The sequence below is a fragment of the Streptomyces sp. NPDC018029 genome (assembly GCF_044327655.1).
Taxonomy (GTDB): domain Bacteria; phylum Actinomycetota; class Actinomycetes; order Streptomycetales; family Streptomycetaceae; genus Streptomyces.
The window spans coordinates 850,126-866,158 of record NZ_JBIRFV010000003.1; the positions used below are offsets into that span (position 1 = coordinate 850,126).

The 16,033-nt window shown below is 72.9% G+C and carries 12 protein-coding genes; 3 read left to right on the forward strand and 9 right to left on the reverse strand.

Going from position 1 to position 16,033, the window contains the following annotated elements; all coding sequences use genetic code 11:
• The first annotated feature begins 185 nt into the window (after positions 1 to 185).
• On the forward strand, positions 186 to 2,636 hold the full coding sequence (locus tag ACH4D5_RS12460; RefSeq protein WP_398301264.1) for an ATP-binding protein: 2,451 nt from the start codon (positions 186 to 188) through the stop codon (positions 2,634 to 2,636).
• 58 nt (positions 2,637 to 2,694) lie between these two features.
• Here ACH4D5_RS12460 and nucS read toward each other — a convergent pair whose 3' ends face one another.
• Positions 2,695 to 3,366 carry an endonuclease NucS gene (gene nucS, locus ACH4D5_RS12465; RefSeq protein WP_362990291.1) on the reverse strand — a complete coding sequence of 224 codons (672 nt, stop codon included), beginning with the start codon at positions 3,364 to 3,366 and terminating at the stop codon, positions 2,695 to 2,697.
• A 243-nt stretch (positions 3,367 to 3,609) separates the two neighbouring features.
• On the opposite strand from nucS, the gene ACH4D5_RS12470 reads away from it, so the two are divergent.
• Complete coding sequence (locus ACH4D5_RS12470) at positions 3,610 to 4,002, forward strand: SCO5389 family protein (RefSeq protein ID WP_355802756.1); 393 nt, start codon at positions 3,610 to 3,612, stop codon at positions 4,000 to 4,002.
• 104 nt (positions 4,003 to 4,106) lie between these two features.
• Here the strand turns inward: ACH4D5_RS12470 and ACH4D5_RS12475 are convergent, their stop codons facing one another.
• A complete protein-coding gene (locus tag ACH4D5_RS12475; protein ID WP_398301267.1) occupies positions 4,107 to 5,144 on the reverse strand; it encodes an LLM class flavin-dependent oxidoreductase in 1,038 nt (345 codons plus the stop codon).
• 210 nt (positions 5,145 to 5,354) lie between these two features.
• Here ACH4D5_RS12475 and ACH4D5_RS12480 point away from each other — a divergent pair, with 210 nt between their 5' ends.
• Positions 5,355 to 5,687 carry an ATP/GTP-binding protein gene (locus tag ACH4D5_RS12480; RefSeq protein WP_398301269.1) on the forward strand — a complete coding sequence of 111 codons (333 nt, stop codon included), beginning with the start codon at positions 5,355 to 5,357 and terminating at the stop codon, positions 5,685 to 5,687.
• A 31-nt stretch (positions 5,688 to 5,718) separates the two neighbouring features.
• On the opposite strand, the gene ACH4D5_RS12485 is transcribed toward ACH4D5_RS12480, so the two are convergent.
• From ACH4D5_RS12485 to scy, 7 genes are all read right to left on the reverse strand, one after another.
• Positions 5,719 to 6,561 carry an ABC transporter permease gene (locus tag ACH4D5_RS12485; RefSeq protein WP_398301462.1) on the reverse strand — a complete coding sequence of 281 codons (843 nt, stop codon included), beginning with the start codon at positions 6,559 to 6,561 and terminating at the stop codon, positions 5,719 to 5,721.
• Between the two features lie 92 nt (positions 6,562 to 6,653).
• Entirely contained in the window at positions 6,654 to 7,856 is a 1,203-nt protein-coding gene (locus ACH4D5_RS12490) for an ABC transporter ATP-binding protein (RefSeq protein WP_398301271.1), read from the reverse strand.
• Between the two features lie 105 nt (positions 7,857 to 7,961).
• Entirely contained in the window at positions 7,962 to 8,786 is an 825-nt protein-coding gene (locus ACH4D5_RS12495) for a hypothetical protein (RefSeq protein ID WP_398301273.1), read from the reverse strand.
• 46 nt (positions 8,787 to 8,832) lie between these two features.
• The gene (locus ACH4D5_RS12500) at positions 8,833 to 9,603 is read right to left on the reverse strand and encodes an ABC transporter permease (protein ID WP_398301275.1); all 771 of its coding nucleotides are present in this window, start codon (positions 9,601 to 9,603) and stop codon (positions 8,833 to 8,835) included.
• Between the two features lie 3 nt (positions 9,604 to 9,606).
• The gene (locus tag ACH4D5_RS12505) at positions 9,607 to 10,557 is read right to left on the reverse strand and encodes an ABC transporter ATP-binding protein (RefSeq protein ID WP_398301277.1); all 951 of its coding nucleotides are present in this window, start codon (positions 10,555 to 10,557) and stop codon (positions 9,607 to 9,609) included.
• A gap of 123 nt (positions 10,558 to 10,680) precedes the next feature.
• Entirely contained in the window at positions 10,681 to 11,616 is a 936-nt protein-coding gene (locus tag ACH4D5_RS12510) for a cellulose-binding protein (protein ID WP_150216158.1), read from the reverse strand.
• 182 nt (positions 11,617 to 11,798) lie between these two features.
• Complete coding sequence (gene scy / locus ACH4D5_RS12515; RefSeq protein WP_398301279.1) at positions 11,799 to 15,803, reverse strand: polarized growth protein Scy; 4,005 nt, start codon at positions 15,801 to 15,803, stop codon at positions 11,799 to 11,801.
• Positions 15,804 to 16,033 lie beyond the last annotated feature (230 nt).

The window sequence follows — 16,033 nt, forward strand, 5'->3', positions numbered from 1 at the left end:
CACGAGACTGTGACGTCTCGGACGGGGCGGTACCCCGCCCACTCGTAGATACTGAGCGAAGGTCTAGGGTTCGGTCGCCCACCGACAGACGGACCCGCACGGGGGCACCGGACCAGAAGCGACAGCGCAGTGTGCACGAAGGCCGGAGGGGGCTGTGCACACGACGCATCTGGGGGGCTGAGACCATGGACCCGATGAACCGGGGACCCGAAGAGTACGGCCGCGACGGCACCGAAGACGGCATGCGCGACGGCACCGACGCAGCGGCGCGCACCGGGCGGCCGCCGCGCGACCCCCTGACCCCTGATTTCGGTCAGCCCGCGCCCGCCCTCGCCCGCACCGTCCAGCTCGTCTCGGGCGACTTCCTGCTCACCGTCAACCCCGTCGACGGCAGCGAGATAGAACCCTGCCCGCCCGGGGAGCAGCCGGAGCGGCCCGCCAAGCGCACCGCCGCCGAGCGCGCCGAACTGCGCCGCGCCTCGCTGCCGCCCGTGCCGCCGGGCCCCGCGCTGCCCAGGCTGCCGCTCCTGGAGCGCCAGGAAGAGCGTGAGCGCCTCGCACGGCTCCTCGCGCGCGGCCGTTCCGTACGGCTGACCGGACCCGCCGGATCGGGCCGCACCGCCCTCCTCGACGCCGTCGCCGACGACTGCGCGGACCTCGCCCCCGACGGCGTCGTCCGCCTCTCCGGCTACCGCAGGACACCCGGAGAGCTGCTCCACGACCTCTTCGCCGCCGTCCACGACGCACCCCTGTACCGCCCCGACCGCGCCCAGCTGCTCGACCTGGTCCGCGACATCGGCGCCGTCGTCGTCCTCGACGACCTGGAGTTCGGCGGCGCCGGCCTCGACGAGCTGCTCGACGCGACCCCTGAGTGCGCCTTCCTCATCGCCACCACGCCCGACGTGGCGGCCCCCTCCGCCGACTGCCACCTCGAAGAGGTCTTCCTTGGCGGGCTCGGCCGGGGCGGCGGCCTGGAGCTCCTGGAGCGCGCCGTCGGCCGCGTCCTCGACGACGAGGAGGCCAACTGGGCGGGCGACCTGTGGTTCGAGTCCGAGGGGCTGCCGCTGCGCTTCGTCCAGGCGGGCGCCCTGCTCCGCCAGCGCGACCAGCTGCGCGCCGACCCGCACGTCTTCGAGGAGCACGGCTACTTCGCGGAGACCCCCGTCGACGCGGGCACCGACGACGTCCCCGAAATCCCGCTGCCCTCGCTCGCCGACGGCGCCGCACCCGCCGCCCTGCTCGCCGCACGGCTCAGCCCGTCCGCCCGCGCCACCCTGAAGTTCGCCGTCGCCCTCGGCGGCGAGCTGCCGCACCAGGCGCACCTGCCCGCCCTCGTCGGCGACACCCACGCCGACGCGGCCCTCGCCGAACTGGTCAGCTGCGCCCTCGTCACCCCGGTCGGCGCCCACTACCGCCTCGCCGCGGGCGTGCGCGCCCAGCTGGAGGCCGCCGGATACGCCGACGAGGCGGCCGAGCACGCCCTGGCCGCCGCCCAGCACTACGCCTGGTGGGCAGGACACCCCTCCGTCACCCCGGAGCGCGTCGCCGCCGAGGCCGACGCCGTCCACGCCGCGCTCGGCGCCCTGGTCGCCACCCAGGCCGGCGCGGCCGTGCTGCTCGCCCGCACCGCGGCGCCCGCCTTCGCCGGCGGACTCGACTGGGGCGCCTGGGAGCGCGCCCTGCGGTCCGGCCAGGAAGCCGCGCGGAACGCGGGCGAGGTCGCCGAAGAGGCGTACTTCCACCACGAGTTGGGGATCCTCGCGCTCTGCGGCGGACAGCTGGACCGGGCCCGCGCCGAGCTGGAGGCCTCCATCGGGCTCCGCGGCGCGCTCGCCGACAAGCGCGGCATGATCTCCGGGCGCAGGGCCCTCGCCCTGGTCGCCGACCGCTCGGGCGGCGCGCAGCCCGGCGGGCGCACGGCCGCGGGCGAAGAGGTGCCCGACGCCCGCTACGAGGAGTCGGCGTCGCCCCCCGGCGGCATACCCGCAGCCTTCGCGCTGCCCCAGCCGCCCCCGGAGCCGGACACGCTCGTCACCAGCAAGGTGACGCCCGCCGTCGGAGCGGGCCCCGCACCGAGCCGCCGCTCCATCATCAGCGGCACCCGGCGCAACCTCGTCGCCGCCGGCGCCGGAGCCCTCCTCGCCGCGGTCCTCGGCACCGTCGTCACCCTCGGCGCCACGTCCGACAACAACGACCCGCCCGGCGACAAGGTCACCACGGAGCAGTCCGCGAAGGAGGACCGCGACGACGACGGCCTCACCGCCGACAAACCGCGGCAGGACGCCACGAGCGGCGGTGACACCCCGGGCGACGGGGGTGCCGCCGGCACCTCGGACGACCCGAAGCCGAGCGGCAGCGGGAAGCCGTCGGCCACGCCGAGCGGCAGCGGCAAGCCGTCCGGCACGCCCTCGGACAAGCCGTCCGACAAGCCGACGGACAAGCCGACCAAGCCCTCGGACAAGCCGACGAAGCCGTCCGACAAGCCGACGGACCCGCCGACCACTCCGCCCACGACCCCGCCGAGCACGCCCCCCAGCACCCCGCCGTCGACACCGCCGGCGACCGACGACCCGCCCACCTCGCCCGACCAGTCGGACTCGGCGAGCGGCTCGGGCGGGACGACGCCCGGCACCTGAGCCGACACGCCGAAGGGCCGGGCCCCTCAGGACCCGGCCCTTCGGCATGTGCGTGCGGTCAGAACAGCCGCAGCTTGTCGTCCTCGATGCCCCGCAGCGCGTTGTAGTCCAGGACGGTGCAGCCGATGCCGCGGTCCGTGGCGAGGACGCGGGCCTGCGGCTTGATCTCCTGGGCGGCGAAGATGCCCCGGACGGGCGCCAGGTGCGGGTCGCGGTTCAACAGCTCCAGATAGCGGGTGAGTTGCTCCACGCCGTCGATCTCGCCGCGCCGCTTGATCTCGACGGCGACGGTCTGCCCGTCGGCGTCGCGGCAGAGGATGTCCACCGGGCCGATCGCCGTCATGTACTCGCGACGAATGAGTGAGTAACCCTCGCCGAGTGTCTCGATCCGGTCGGCGAGCAGCTCCTGGAGGTGCGCTTCCACACCGTCCTTGATGAGGCCGGGGTCCACGCCCAGCTCGTGCGAGGAGTCGTGGAGGACTTCCTCCATCGTGATGATGAGCTTCTCGCCCGCCTTGTTCACGACGGTCCACACACCCGCGTCGTCCCCGGTCCCCTCCTTCAATGTGCAGGGCGGAGACATCCAGTTGAGCGGTTTGTAAGCCCTGTCGTCCGCGTGGATCGAGACGCTGCCGTCCGCCTTCACGAGGATCAGGCGGGGGGCCGACGGGAGATGGGCGGTGAGCCGGCCCGCGTAGTCCACGGAGCATCGGGCAATGACGAGACGCATGGGGCGCAACGCTACTCGACCGGGGCGGGTGCGCGCGATTCGCCCACCCCTCACCCGCCGCGGGAGCGACTTGTCCGGCGATGGACCTGTTCGATCCTGGCCGGTTATGCGCCCAATCTTCTGGTGTAGGCACCGCCCGGTGCCTACCGTAGAAGCAAGAGGTCGTCATCCGTGCACGCTGCGTAGGCGGACTCCATCCCTGTCCGTAGGCCCCCGCTCCCCGGGGGTGCGAGAGGAGAACCCATGTCGCTCGACGTCTCACCGGCACTGTTGGAACAGGCCGAGCGAGGCGAGGTCGATGAAGCAGAATTCGTCGACTGCGTCCGGACCTCCCTGCCTTACGCATGGGAGATGATCAGCTCCCTGGTGGCCCAGCTCAAGGTCGACGGCGGCGAGTTCGCCGACAACCAGACCCCGCCGCCGGACGAGCAGGCACGCGGTCAGCTGCTGCGCGCGCTCGCGAGTGACGCGATTCGCGGTGCCCTGCAGCGGCACTTCGGAGTGCGTCTGGCATTCCAGAACTGCCACCGCGTCGCGGTGTTCCCGCTGGATCCTTCGGTGGACGACCGGCTCGCCCGTTTCACGTCGATCCGAGGGCAGCTGCTCAACCAGTCGCCCGAACTGCGGGACTGCTGACGTCTGTTGCTGCCGCTCCGTACGCGGGAGGTGTTTCAGTCCGGAGCGGCAGCTCCTCAGAGCCTGTCTTTGAACCCCCGAGGCTCTCAGCCGGACGGCGGATCTCAGCCGAGCTGGGGCAGTACTTCGGCGCCCAGCCTTCGCACGTTCTCCTCCGTGGCCGCGAGGTCGCCCGAGCCCTCCACGAGCAGCGCGAAGCGCGTGATGCCGGTGCGCTCGGACGTGGCGGCGAGCCGGTCGGCGCACACCTGCGGGGTGCCCACGGGATGGAGCCCGCACAGCAGCTCGGTGTAGGCCGCCGGGTCCCGCATGGCCCGGTGCCTGCCGTCCACGGTCACATGGGCGTCCAGGCCCTGCTTCAGCCAGCCGGGCATCGCCTTCTGTAAGGTCTCGGCCGCCTCCACGCGCCGGTCCGCGATCTGCGCGACCCCGGCGGAGACGTGCGAGGCGGCGGCGACCTTCTCGGGGGCGTGCCCGGCGGCACGGGCGTGCCGATTCCACAAGGCCACCATTTCGGCCTTCTCGTCGTCGCCCACGTGCATGCCGAGGAGCATGGGCAGGCAGCGCTGTGCCGCGAGCCGCACGCTGGACGGCGAGGTGCAGGCGACGATCACCTCGGGCCCCGCGGTGTCGCCCTGGCCGGGCAGCGCCTCCTGCGGGCGTGGCACGACGGCCACCTCGCGGAAGGAGAACCGGCCGCCACTGCCCTCAACCCGGGGTTCGGTCAGCCACCGGAGCAGCAGGTCGAGCGATTCCGGGAACCCCTTCTCGTACGCCTCCAGGCCGGCCCCGAAGACCTCCAGGTCCACCCAGGGGCCGCCGCGTCCGACGCCGAGCGAGAACCGGCCGCCGGACGTCATGTGCAGCAGCGCCGCCTGCTCGCCGAGCGCCACGGGGTGCACGGTCGGGAGTACGCTCACGGCTGTGCCGACGCGGATCCGCCGGGTCCGCCCGAGCAGCAGGGCCGCGAGGGTCACCGCCGACGGGCACGTGCCGTACGGCACGAAGTGGTGCTCGGCGAGCCAGACCGAATCGAGCCCCGCCTCCTCGGCCACCTCGGCGGACCGCACCGCGCGGTGCAGTGCCTCCCCCTGCCCCTGTCCGGGGAACTGGGCGGCCAGAACAAAACTACCTACACGCATCGAACTCCTGCCTCCTTGGCGCCGACGCAGGCACTCCCCCTACGGGCAACAACGCGTGACACGTGCCAAAGGCACGGCCTGGCAAGAAGATTGTTGGATTTTCCGTGCAGCGAAGGGGGCCGACGGCCCTCGGTGCGGCACGGGTACCCCCGGGCGTGGCGCGTAGGCTGGTCACACCCCTGACCGCCGTACAGCCCGTGAGGTGTTTCCGTGTCCCCGCGTCGCAACCGCCCCAAGGGCGCCGGAGAGCCGAAGGCGTCCGCGGGCGCGCAGCCGCCGGTCCGCTACGGCGGCTTCCAGTCCACCGAGAGCTGGCAGGGCGAGGAGTGGAGCGTGCGCCACGTCGCGGGCGCGAGCGCGGCGGGCAAGCGGTACCGCTGCCCGGGCTGCGACCAGGAGATCCCCTCGGCCCTCGCGCACGTGGTGGCCTGGCCCGAGCACTCCGGCGTGGACGAGCGCAGACACTGGCACAAGGCGTGCTGGAACGCGAAGGACCGCCGCACCACGCGGGTGCAGCGGTCCCGTAACGCGCCGAGGTACTGAGGCTGAGGCGTCGTACCACCGTGTCGTGCGGTTATACGTCGCGCTTCTCCAGGAGCGCGAACGCGCCGGCGACGGCGGCCGCCGTGACGACGACGAGCAGCGTCAGCTGCGAGCCGCCGCCGGGGCCGTCCGCGGTGTCCGCGCCGAAGATCTTGGCGAGCGCCGTGATGGCGTTGTAGTCGTTCATCTTCTCGCCGAGCGGCTGCGTGCTCTCCCAGATCATCAGGAACGCGGGCATGATCGCCGGGACCAGGACCACGCCGAGCATGGCGGTGATGGCGCCCGCGGAGTGCCGCAGCATCGAGCCGACGGCGAGCGCGAGCACGCCGAGCAGCGAGACGTACAGACCGCCCTTGAAGACCGTGCCCGCCCACGGCAGGTCACCCGCCTCCGGGCCGCTGTGGGCGGCCGAGGCCGCCAGGCCCACGAGCAGGATGGAGCCCGCGGAGACCACGAAGGCGACCACGAAGTAGATGATGACCTTCGCGGCGAGGACGCGGTGGCGCTGCGGGGACGCGGTGAACGTCGTACGGATCATGCCCGTGCCGTACTCGGACGAAGTGACGAGCACGCCGAGCGTGATCAGGCAGATCTGACCGAGCATCAGGCCGAAGAAGGCCGGGACGGTGAACGGCATGTCCGCGTAGTCGACCGGGTCCGTGTTCGCCACGGCGAGCAGGCCGATGCCGACGACCAGGAGCAGGAAGATCCCCAGGGTCCACATCGTGGAGCGGACCGACTTGATCTTCGTCCACTCGGAGGCCAGGGCGTTGCCGAGGTGGGTCTTCTTGATCGGGATCGGCGAGGTGTAGGCGTTGGCCATCGCCTGCTGCCAGGCGGAGGGCGGCGCGGGGGCGGCGGGCGGCGGAGCCATCGGGGCGCCCTGCGGCGCCGGCGCGCCGACCGGTGCGTACATCTGCTGGGGCTGCTGCGCCTGCGGCTGCTGCTGCGGAGTCGGAGGCGTGGTCATCGTGCGGCGTCCTCGTTGTCGGTGGCGGTGGCGCGCTTGGCCATGTCGGGGGCGGGGGCCGCGGCCGGCGCCTGCTGCGGGGGAGCCGCGGCGTACGGGTTCTGCGTCGCGGGCGCGCCCTGCGGCTGCGGCATCGCGAAGGGCTGACCGCCGCCCTGCTGGGGCGGCGGCGGGGCGTACCAGCCGGGCTGGCCCTGGCCGGGCACCGGCACGCCCTGCGGCAGCGCGCCGGGGGGCATGGCGCCGGGCGGCATCTCCTGCTGGAGGCCGGCGCGCTGGTCGACCGTGGAGCGGTAGTCGACGGCGCCCTGCGTCATCCGCATGTACGCCTCTTCCAGCGAGGCCTGGTGCGGGGAGAGCTCCCACAGGCGGACGTCCGCGCCGTGCGCGAGGTCGCTGATGCGGGGGAGGGGCAGACCGGTGACGCGCAGCGCGCCGTCCTGCTCGGGCAGCACCTGGCCGCCCGCCTCGGTCAGCAGGGCCGTCAGCTTCTCGCGGTGCTGGGGCTCGCTGTCCGGCGTGCGCACCCGCGCGAAGTCCGCGGAGTTGTGCGAGATGAAGTCCTTGACGCTCATGTCGGCGAGCAGCTGGCCGCGGCCGATCACGATGAGGTGCTCGGCGGTCAGCGCCATCTCGCTCATCAGGTGGGACGACACGAAGACCGTGCGCCCCTCGGCCGCGAGCGACTTCATCAGGTTGCGGACCCAGAGGATGCCTTCGGGGTCGAGGCCGTTGACCGGCTCGTCGAAGAGCAGGACCTGCGGGTCGCCGAGGAGCGCCGCCGCGATGCCGAGCCGCTGGCCCATGCCGAGCGAGAAGCCCTTGGAGCGCTTCTTCGCCACTTCCTGGAGCCCCACGACGCCGAGCACCTCGTCGACCCTGCGGGCCGGGATGCCGGAGAGCTGCGCGAGGCAGAGCAGGTGGTTGCGGGCGTGCCGGCCGCCGTGCACGGCCTTGGCGTCGAGCAGCGCACCGACCTGGCGCGGGGCGTTCGGCAGCTTGCGGTACGGGTAGCCGCCGATCGTCACCTGCCCGGTGGTGGGCGCGTCGAGCCCGAGGATCATGCGCATCGTCGTCGACTTGCCGGAGCCGTTGGGCCCGAGGAAGCCGGTGACGGTTCCGGGCCGCACCTGGAAGGAAAGGTTGTACACGGCTGTCTTGGCGCCGTAGCGCTTCGTCAGGCCGACTGCCTCGATCATTCTCCGCACCCATCGAATGGTTCAGGACGTCGGGGCACACGCCCCCGTAAGGGTTAGGAGGATAACGGGGAGCTGACGGTTCCAGCCAAGAGCGGGTAAAAGCGTTTACGGCACCGGGAGCTCCGTCCACGGCAGCACCCAGCCCTCTTCCGCGAAGAGCCGCGTGCCCCGCGCGCGGAGCTCGGGGTCGGCGGCGGCCCGCCGTACCCAGGACGCCGCGTCGGGCCCGAGCAGTTCCCGCAGGCGCGCCGATGCGTCGAGGAGCGCGTCGAGCAGCGCGGCCTGGTCGCCGCCGCCGGGCCGCGGCAGCCCGGTCACCGGGTCGGCGAGGACGCCGCGCACGCTGACGTAGACGTACGCGTCGTCGAGCCGCTCGCCGGACGGCAGGGTCATTTCGTACGCGTCCCCGGGCAGCAGGACGCGCCGGTAGTTGGGGAGCTCGGTGGCGTCGACGGCGGGCAGCTGTGCCGTGTCCAGCCAGGAGACGACGAGGGTGGTCCGCGCGGTGCGGGATCCGTAGGGGGCGGCCGCCACATACCCGGCCCGGCCGATGTGGGCGGAGCAGCCGATGCCGAGGCCGCGCAGCCGCACGGGCACCATCGGCACGGTGCCGGAGACGCCGCGCCGGGCGAGCTTGTGGGAGAGCTGGCCGGGGGAGGCGTTCGAGCCGACGGCGATGACGGGGCGGCGGCCCGCGACGGGTGTCCGGCCGAGGGCGGTGAGGATGTCGTCCAGTGAGCGGTGCGGCCGGTGGCCGGCGCCGTCGACGGTCCACGCGCCGAGTCCGCCGGGGCGCGGGCGCAGCTCGAGCAGCTCGGCGCCGGTGAGCAGGGCGGGGACGGTGACCGGCAGGCCCGGGTAGGTGAGGGGTTGCAGCGCGGGCACGCCGTCGAGGCCGAGCGCGGCGAGCCCGCGGTCCTGCGTCGTCACATGTCCCTCCGGGGCACGGCGGTCGTACGTCCTGTGGACGCCGAGATCACGCGTCCCGTTTCTTCAGCAGTACGTACCCACCGAGCAGCGCGAGCACCACCCACGCCACCATGATCGCGAGGCCGCCCCACGGCCCGTACGGGGTGTCGTCGTCGAACGGCGACTTGACCTGCATGATCTTGCTGCCGGCCTGGTCGGGCAGGAAGCGGCCGATCTTCTTCGTCGCCGATACGTTGCCGAGGATGCTGGAGATGAGGAAGAAGAACGGCATCAGGATGCCGAGGGAGAGCATCGGGCTGCGCAGCATCGCCGCGACGCCCATGGAGAACAGCGCGATGAGCGTCATGTAGAGCGCGCCGCCGATCACGGCGCGCAGTACTCCTGGGTCGCCGATCTGCGCCTTGTACGGGCCGAGCATCGCCTGCCCGACGAAGAAGGTGAGGAAGCTGGTGGCCAGGCCCACCACGAAGGCGAGCAGCGTGGCGACGGTGATCTTGCCGAAGAGGAACGCGGCGCGCTGCGGGACCGCCGCGAGCGAGGTGCGGATCATGCCGGTGCTGTACTCGTTCGAGACGACGAGCACCCCGAAGACGATCATCGCGAGCTGGCCGAGGGACATCCCGGCGAAGCTGATGAAGGTCGGGTCGAAGGTCAGCCTGTCCCTGGCGTCCAGGCTGTCGTAGTCGTTCTTGGACAGGACGCTGATCAACGCGCCGAGCGCGACCGTGACGACGAGGGCGAGCCCGAGCGTCCAGACGGTCGACGAGACCGAGCGGATCTTGGTCCACTCCGATCGCAGTACCTGCGTCGCGGCCATCGCTCAGGCTCCCTTCCGCGGCTGCCAGCCCTGGCCGGGCCCCTTGTGGTCGGTGTGCGCGTGGTACTCGACCGACTCCGCGGTGAGCTGCATGAAGGCCTCTTCCAGAGAGGCCTGTTGGGGACTCAGCTCATGGAGGACGACATGGTTTCGTGCGGCGAGCTCACCGAGCTCCTCCGCGGAGGCACCGTCCACTTCGAGGGCGCCGTCCCCCGCGTCGACGGCGGTGACACCCGCCCTGTGCAGCACGTCGAGGAGGCGTTCGCGCTGCGGAGAGCGGACTCTGACGTACGAGCGGGAGTTCTGCCGGATGAAGTCGGACATCGACAGGTCGGCGAGGAGGCGGCCCTGGCCGATGACGACGAGGTGGTCGGCGGTGAGCGCCATCTCGCTCATCAGGTGCGAGGAGACGAAGACCGTACGCCCTTGTGCGGCAAGGGACTTCATCAGGTTGCGGATCCAGTGGATGCCCTCGGGGTCGAGGCCGTTGACCGGCTCGTCGAACATCAGGATCTCGGGGTCGCCGAGGAGCGCCCCGGCGATGCCGAGCCGCTGGCCCATGCCGAGCGAGAAGCCCTTGGCCTTCTTCTTGGCGACGGCGGTCAGCCCGACGGTGTCGAGGACCTCGGTGACGCGGGCGCGCGGGATGCCGTTGCTCTGCGCGAGGCAGAGGAGGTGGTTGAAGGCGCTGCGGCCGCCGTGCATCGCCTTGGCGTCGAGGAGCGCGCCGATGCACGTGAGCGGGTCCTTCAGCTGGGTGTAGTGCCGGCCGTCGATGCGGACGGCGCCGGCCGAGGGGTGGTCGAGCCCGAGCAGCATGCGCATGGTGGTGGACTTGCCCGCGCCGTTCGGGCCGAGGAAGCCGGTGACCATGCCGGGGCGGACGGTGAAGGTCAGGTTGTTGACGGCCACCTTTTCGCCGTACCGCTTGGTCAGCCCCTCTAGCTCGATCATGCGGCAACGCTAAAACGGGACAAAGCCCCCTGCCACTGGAGAACAGGGGGCTCTGCGCCCCTGAAAGGGGGCGCGGGGAACCGCGCGCTCAGCCACAGCCGGGCCCGCAGGTCCGCTACGGCCTCAGCGGGTCTGCTGAGCCGGCACGCCTCGCGAGACGGGCTCGTCGTCCGCGGGCGTACCCGCGGCGGCGACCGCCGCACCGGTGAGCGTCGCCAGCATCTCCCGCACATTGGTGAGCTGCGCGTTGATGCTGTCGCGGCGGTTCGTGAGGGCGGCGAGCTCGCGCTCGGACTCCGAACGGATCCGGTCCGCCTTCGCGTTCGCGTCGGCCACGATGTCCTCGGCCTGGCGCTGCGCGGTCTCGACGGTCTGCCGGGCGCGGCGCTCCGCGTCGGTCCGCAGCTTCTCCGCCTCCAGGCGCAGCTGCTCCGCACGGTGCTCGATCTCCGCGAGGCGCTTCTCCGCCTTGGCCTGCCGCGAGGCCAGGTCACGCTCGGACTGCTCACGGCGCTTGGCGAGGTTCGTCTCGAAGTCCGCGGCGGCCTGGGCGGCCTTGGCGCGGGTCTCCTCGAAGAGGGCGTCGGCCTCCTCGCGCTTGGACTGCGCGTCCTTCTGGGCCTCGGCCCGCAGCGCGCTCGCCTCGCCCTTGGCCTTCTCGACGATCCGGACGCCCTCGTCCTCGGCCTTGGCCTTGCGCTCGGCGGCGAACGACTCGGCGTCGTTGCGCACCTGCTGGGCGGCGGACTCGGCGAGCTCACGGTGCTGCTCGGCCGCGCGACGGGCCTCCTCGCGCAGGTCCTTCGCCTCCTCCTCGGCGAGGCGGAGGATCTTCTCGACGCGGGCACCGAGACCGGCGTACGACGGCTCGGCGTCGGCGACCTGGGCCTGGGCGTTCTGCGTCTCGAGGTGCAGCTCCTCGATGCGCTTTTCCAGAGCAGTGATACGGGCAAGAGCACTGTCACGGTCGGAGACGAGCTTGGAGATACGTTCGTCCACCTGAGCGCGGTCGTACCCACGCCGCACAAGCTCGAAGCCGTAGGGGGAAGTGTCGCTCATGGGGTTCCTGTCGAATGAGACCGGTGAGGTGATAGAGGGAATCCTAGGGGTCCAAGCGGCGTGTCATCGAGCAGATGCCTGTTTGATCTGGAGAATGACACCCCTTTTGAGTGGCTGACCGTCAGAGCGCTTGCCAGGGACAGGGCCAAAGGTCCTTTCGGAGCACGGCAGATTCCCTTTGACTACCCCTCCGACTGCTTCCCACTCGAACGTGTCGATCCGGCCGCGGCCCCCGCCTTGACGCCGCCCGCGCCGGAGCCGCCGCCCGACCCGGTCTTCGCACCGCTCGACGGGGCCTCGAAAGACTCCAACGCCTCCAGCACGTCCTGGACACGGGAGATCTCCGCATTGATGTCCGCGCGGCGCCGCACCAAAACCTCCAGCTCCTGCTTGCCCTCCTCGACCATACGGGTCGCCTCCGCCTCGGCCTCCGCCTTGATCCGCTCGGCCTCGCGCGTCAGCTCGGCCTTCTTGGTCTCGGCCTCCTTCAGGAGCGCCTCGGCCTTCTTCACGGCGGCGATACGGACCTTGCCCGCCTCCGAGTTGGCGTCCGAGACCAGCTCCTTCGCCTTCGCCTCGGCCTCGGCCAGCTGCTCCTCCGCGGCCTTGACCAGCGCGTCGCACCGCTCGCCCGCGGACTTCATCGCCTCGGCGGACTCGCGGCGGGCGCGGTCGTGCAACTCCTCGATCTCGGCGCTGAGACGGTCGCGCTGCTCCTCCGAGCGCTCCCTTATGGCGGTCGCGTCGCGGCGGGCGCCGACGAGCAGCTCGTCCGCGTCCGTACGGGCCTTCTCCACCAGGGAGTTGCCCTCGACCGTCGCCGCGGCGACCAGGCGCTCGGCCTCCTTGCGGGCCGCGCCGACCATCGTGTCGGCCTGCGCCTCGGCGTCCGTGGTCGCCTTCAGCGCCTTCTCCTGGGCGTCCGACGTCAGCTTCTCGGCCTCCGCCGCGGCCTCCGTGATGAGCGTGTCGACCTGCTCGGCGGCTTCCTGACGGCGCTTGTTGGCCTCCTTGCGGGCCTCGTCGAGGGTGCGCTCGGCCTCCTCGCGCGCCTGGGACGTGAGCCGCTCGGCCTCGCTCGCCGCCGCCGCCTTGACGCGCTCCGACTCGCTGCGGATCCGCTCGGCGTGCTGCTGCGCGGAGTTGACCGTCTCGGCGGCCTCGGCGCGCAGCCGCTCCGCGTCGCCGGAGGCGTCCGAGATGAGCTTCTCGGCCTTCGCCACGGACTCCGCGCGCACCCGCTCCGCCTCGGCGGTGGACTCGGCACGCAGCCGCTCGGCCTGCTCGACGGCCTCCGTGCGGACCCGCTCGGCCTCGGTGGCGGTCTCGGCCGTGAGCCGCTCCGCCTGCTCGACGGCCTCCGTGCGGACCCGCTCGGCCTCCGCGGCCGTCTTGTTCTGCAGCAGCTCCGCCTCGCTGCGGGCCTCGCCGATCAGCGTGTCGGCCTGGGCCGCCGCGTCGTTGCGGATGCGGTTGGCATCCTCGCGGGCGTCGGCACGCGTGCGTGCGGCGTCCTGCTCCGCCTGCGCGATGGTGTCCGACGCCTCCGTGCGCACCCGCTGGGCGTGCTCCGAGGCGTCCGAGCGCATCCGCTCGGCCTCCGCGATCGCGTCCGCAACCGTGCGCTCCGCGAGCTCCTTGGCGGCCTCCGAGGCCTCCGTCGCCTCGCGCCGGGTGCGGTTGGCGTCCTCGGTGGCGCGCTCCCGCTCGGCGTAGGCGTCGGCGCGGACGCGGTCCGCCTCCTCCTGCGCCTCCGTCCGCGTGCGCTCGGCGGCGTGCTCGGCGGCCGAGCGCAGCCCCGCGACCTCCTCCTGCGCCGCCTCGTGCAGGCCGGCCACGGAGTCGCGTACGGACTGGGCGTGCTGCTCGGCGGCCGAGACCAGCTCGGTCGCGCGGCGGTCGGCCTCCTCGACGAGCCGGATCGCCTCGGCCTGCGCCTCCTCGACGCGCTTGCGGGCGGACGCGAGGAGCTCCTCGCTCTGCTCGCGGGCCCGCTCACGCTCCTGGTCGGCCTCCGCACGCGCGGAGGCCAGGGTCTCCTCGGCCTCGCGGCGGCGGCGGGCCGCCTCCTCCTGGGCGGCGGCGAGCGCCTCGGCGGCCTCCGTGCCGACGCGCTCGGCGGCGGCCGCGGCCTCCGCACGGACCCGGTCGGCCGACTCCTGCGCCTCCGTCTTGAGCCGCTCCGCCTCGGCGGCGGCCTCCGAACGCAGGCGTACGGCGATGTTCTCGCCCTCCGCGCGGGCCTGCGAGGCATCGGCCGCGGCTTCGTCGCGCAGCCGCTCCGCCTCGGTCTCGGCCTGCGCCTGGAGCGTGCGGATCCGCTCGGCGGACTCGGCGCGCAGCCGGTCCGTCTCGTCCGTGGCCTCCTTGCGCATGCGCGCGGCCTCGGCGCGGGCGTCGGTCAGCGCCTGCTCGGCGGCCGACAGGCGCTCCTCGGCCTCCGTGCGCAGCCGCGTCAGCTCCTCGGCGGCCTCGGCCTGCCGTGCCGCTATGGCCTGCTCGGTCTCCTCGCGCAGCGCCCGCGCGGCCTCCTCGGCCTCGGACCTGGTGGCCTCGGCCTGCTCGGCGGCCTCCTCGCGGTGCCGCTCGGCCTCCTCGCGGGTGCGCTCCAGGGTCTCCTCGGCCTGCGTGCGCAGCGTCGTGGCGCGCTCGACGGCCTCGGTGCGGACCCGGTCGCTCTCGGTGGCCGCGGCCGTGCGCAGCTCCTCGGCGTCGGCCTTCGCCTTGGCGAGGAGCTCCTCGGCGGACTTGGCCGCCTCCTCGATCTCCTTGACCGCCTCGCGCCGCGCCTCGCCCCGGATGCGCTCGCCCTCGGAGACCGCGTCGGCCCGCAGCTGCTCGGCCTCGCCGCGCAGCCGGCGCGCCTCCTCCTGCAGCTCGACGGTCTTGGCGCGGTACTCCTTGGTGTCGTCCTTCGCCGCGCCCTTGAGCTCCTCGGCGATGTCGTGCGCCTCGGCGCGCAGCCGGTCCGCCTCGGCCTCCGCCTCGGAGCGGATCCGCTCGGCCTCCTCGGTGGCGGCCTTCGTGGTCTCCTTGGCGTTCTTCGAGGCCTTGTCGAGGACCTCCTCGGCGGTCCGCGCGGCCTTCGCGAGCTGGCTCGCGGTCTCCTCGGCGGTGATCGTGCGCGCCTTCTCGGCGGCGTCCGCGATCAGCTTCTCGGCCTCCGCGCGGGCGTCGGCGACCAGCTGCTCGGCCTCGGAACGGGTGGACTCGGCCTCCTTGGTGGCCTCGCCGACCAGGCGGGCGACCTGCTCCTTGGCGGTCCGCGTGCGCTGTTCGTTCGCCGCCTCCGCGGCCGACAGCTGCTTGGCAGCGGTCTCCTTGGCCTCGGCGAGCACCTTCTCGGCCTCGCCGCGCGCGGTACGCAGCGCCGTCTCGGCCTCGGCCATGCGCTGCTCGGCGGCCCGGCTCGCCTCGGCGGCCTGGCGGCGCGCCTGCTCGGACTCGGTCGCCGTGGTGGAGCGCAGCTGCTCGGCGTGGTCGGTGGCCTCCTGGGCCTGGGTGGACGCGGCGTTCAGCAGGCGCTCGGCGTCGGTGCGGGCGCGGCGCAGGATCGCCTCGGCCTCGGCGCGGGCGGCCTCGGCGTCGCCCGCCAGGCGCTGGCGGGCCTCCTCGGCGATCCGGGCGGCCTCGGCGCGGGCGGCGGCCAGGGCCTGGTCGGCCTCGGCGCGCGACTCGTCGAGGAGGCGGCGGGCCTGCTGTTCGGTGCGGGCCCTGAGCTGCTCGGCCCAGGCCACGTTCTCGTTGACGTGGGACTCGACGGTCCTGCGGCGCTCGGCCAGCTCCTGGTCGAGCTGCTGGCGGCGCGAGACGGCCTCGGCGTGCAGCTCGGACTGGAGGCGGGCCTGCTGCTCGGCGTGCTCCTGGAGGATCCGCTGGGTCTGCGCGCGGGCGTCGCGGAGCTCGCGCTCGGCGTCGGCGCGCAGCTGCTCGGCCTGGATCTGGGCATTGCGGAGCAACTGCTCGGCCTGATACCCGATGTCCGCGCTGTCGTAGGCAGGGCGGGACGCGAGGTTGCGGCGCGCCTCGTGCAGCTTGGCGCGCAACACCTCGACCTGGTAGCCGAGGTCCTCGGCGTGCTGGACGGCTTTCTCCCGCTCGGTCTTCAGCCGATCCATCTCGGCCTCGAACCGCGACAGACTGTCGGTCTCAGCCCGCGAGTTCTCTTGGCGTTCGTAGCCCCGCACTGCGCGGTCCCATCCTTCCCCGAGCTCTCGGCTGCGCTCGAGCAGGGGAGGCCCCACTCCTGGTCGCAATTCTCTCCAACGAGCCCCGTCCATCCGCCGAACGGGGCCCCCGGGGGAATGGTGTCAGATCAACAGCGGAGCATGAGCTGCTGCCCCGACGCTCGTCCCCCGAAACCCGGACCCCGGTATGTGGCCGCCCGAAGTTCGGACGGCCGCCACTAACCCTACCG

What these genes read in the sequence shown, in the direction of transcription:
- ACH4D5_RS12460 (WP_398301264.1), top strand. Translation starts at nt 186, where the DNA reads ATGGACCCGATGAACCGGGGACCCGAAGAGTACGGCCGCGACGGCACC.
- nucS (WP_362990291.1), bottom strand. Translation starts at nt 3,366, where the DNA reads ATGCGTCTCGTCATTGCCCGATGCTCCGTGGACTACGCGGGCCGGCTC.
- ACH4D5_RS12470 (WP_355802756.1), top strand. Translation starts at nt 3,610, where the DNA reads ATGTCGCTCGACGTCTCACCGGCACTGTTGGAACAGGCCGAGCGAGGC.
- ACH4D5_RS12475 (WP_398301267.1), bottom strand. Translation starts at nt 5,144, where the DNA reads ATGCGTGTAGGTAGTTTTGTTCTGGCCGCCCAGTTCCCCGGACAGGGG.
- ACH4D5_RS12485 (WP_398301462.1), bottom strand. Translation starts at nt 6,561, where the DNA reads ATGGCTCCGCCGCCCGCCGCCCCCGCGCCGCCCTCCGCCTGGCAGCAG.
- ACH4D5_RS12490 (WP_398301271.1), bottom strand. Translation starts at nt 7,856, where the DNA reads ATGATCGAGGCAGTCGGCCTGACGAAGCGCTACGGCGCCAAGACAGCC.
- ACH4D5_RS12500 (WP_398301275.1), bottom strand. Translation starts at nt 9,603, where the DNA reads ATGGCCGCGACGCAGGTACTGCGATCGGAGTGGACCAAGATCCGCTCG.
- ACH4D5_RS12505 (WP_398301277.1), bottom strand. Translation starts at nt 10,557, where the DNA reads ATGATCGAGCTAGAGGGGCTGACCAAGCGGTACGGCGAAAAGGTGGCC.
- ACH4D5_RS12510 (WP_150216158.1), bottom strand. Translation starts at nt 11,616, where the DNA reads ATGAGCGACACTTCCCCCTACGGCTTCGAGCTTGTGCGGCGTGGGTAC.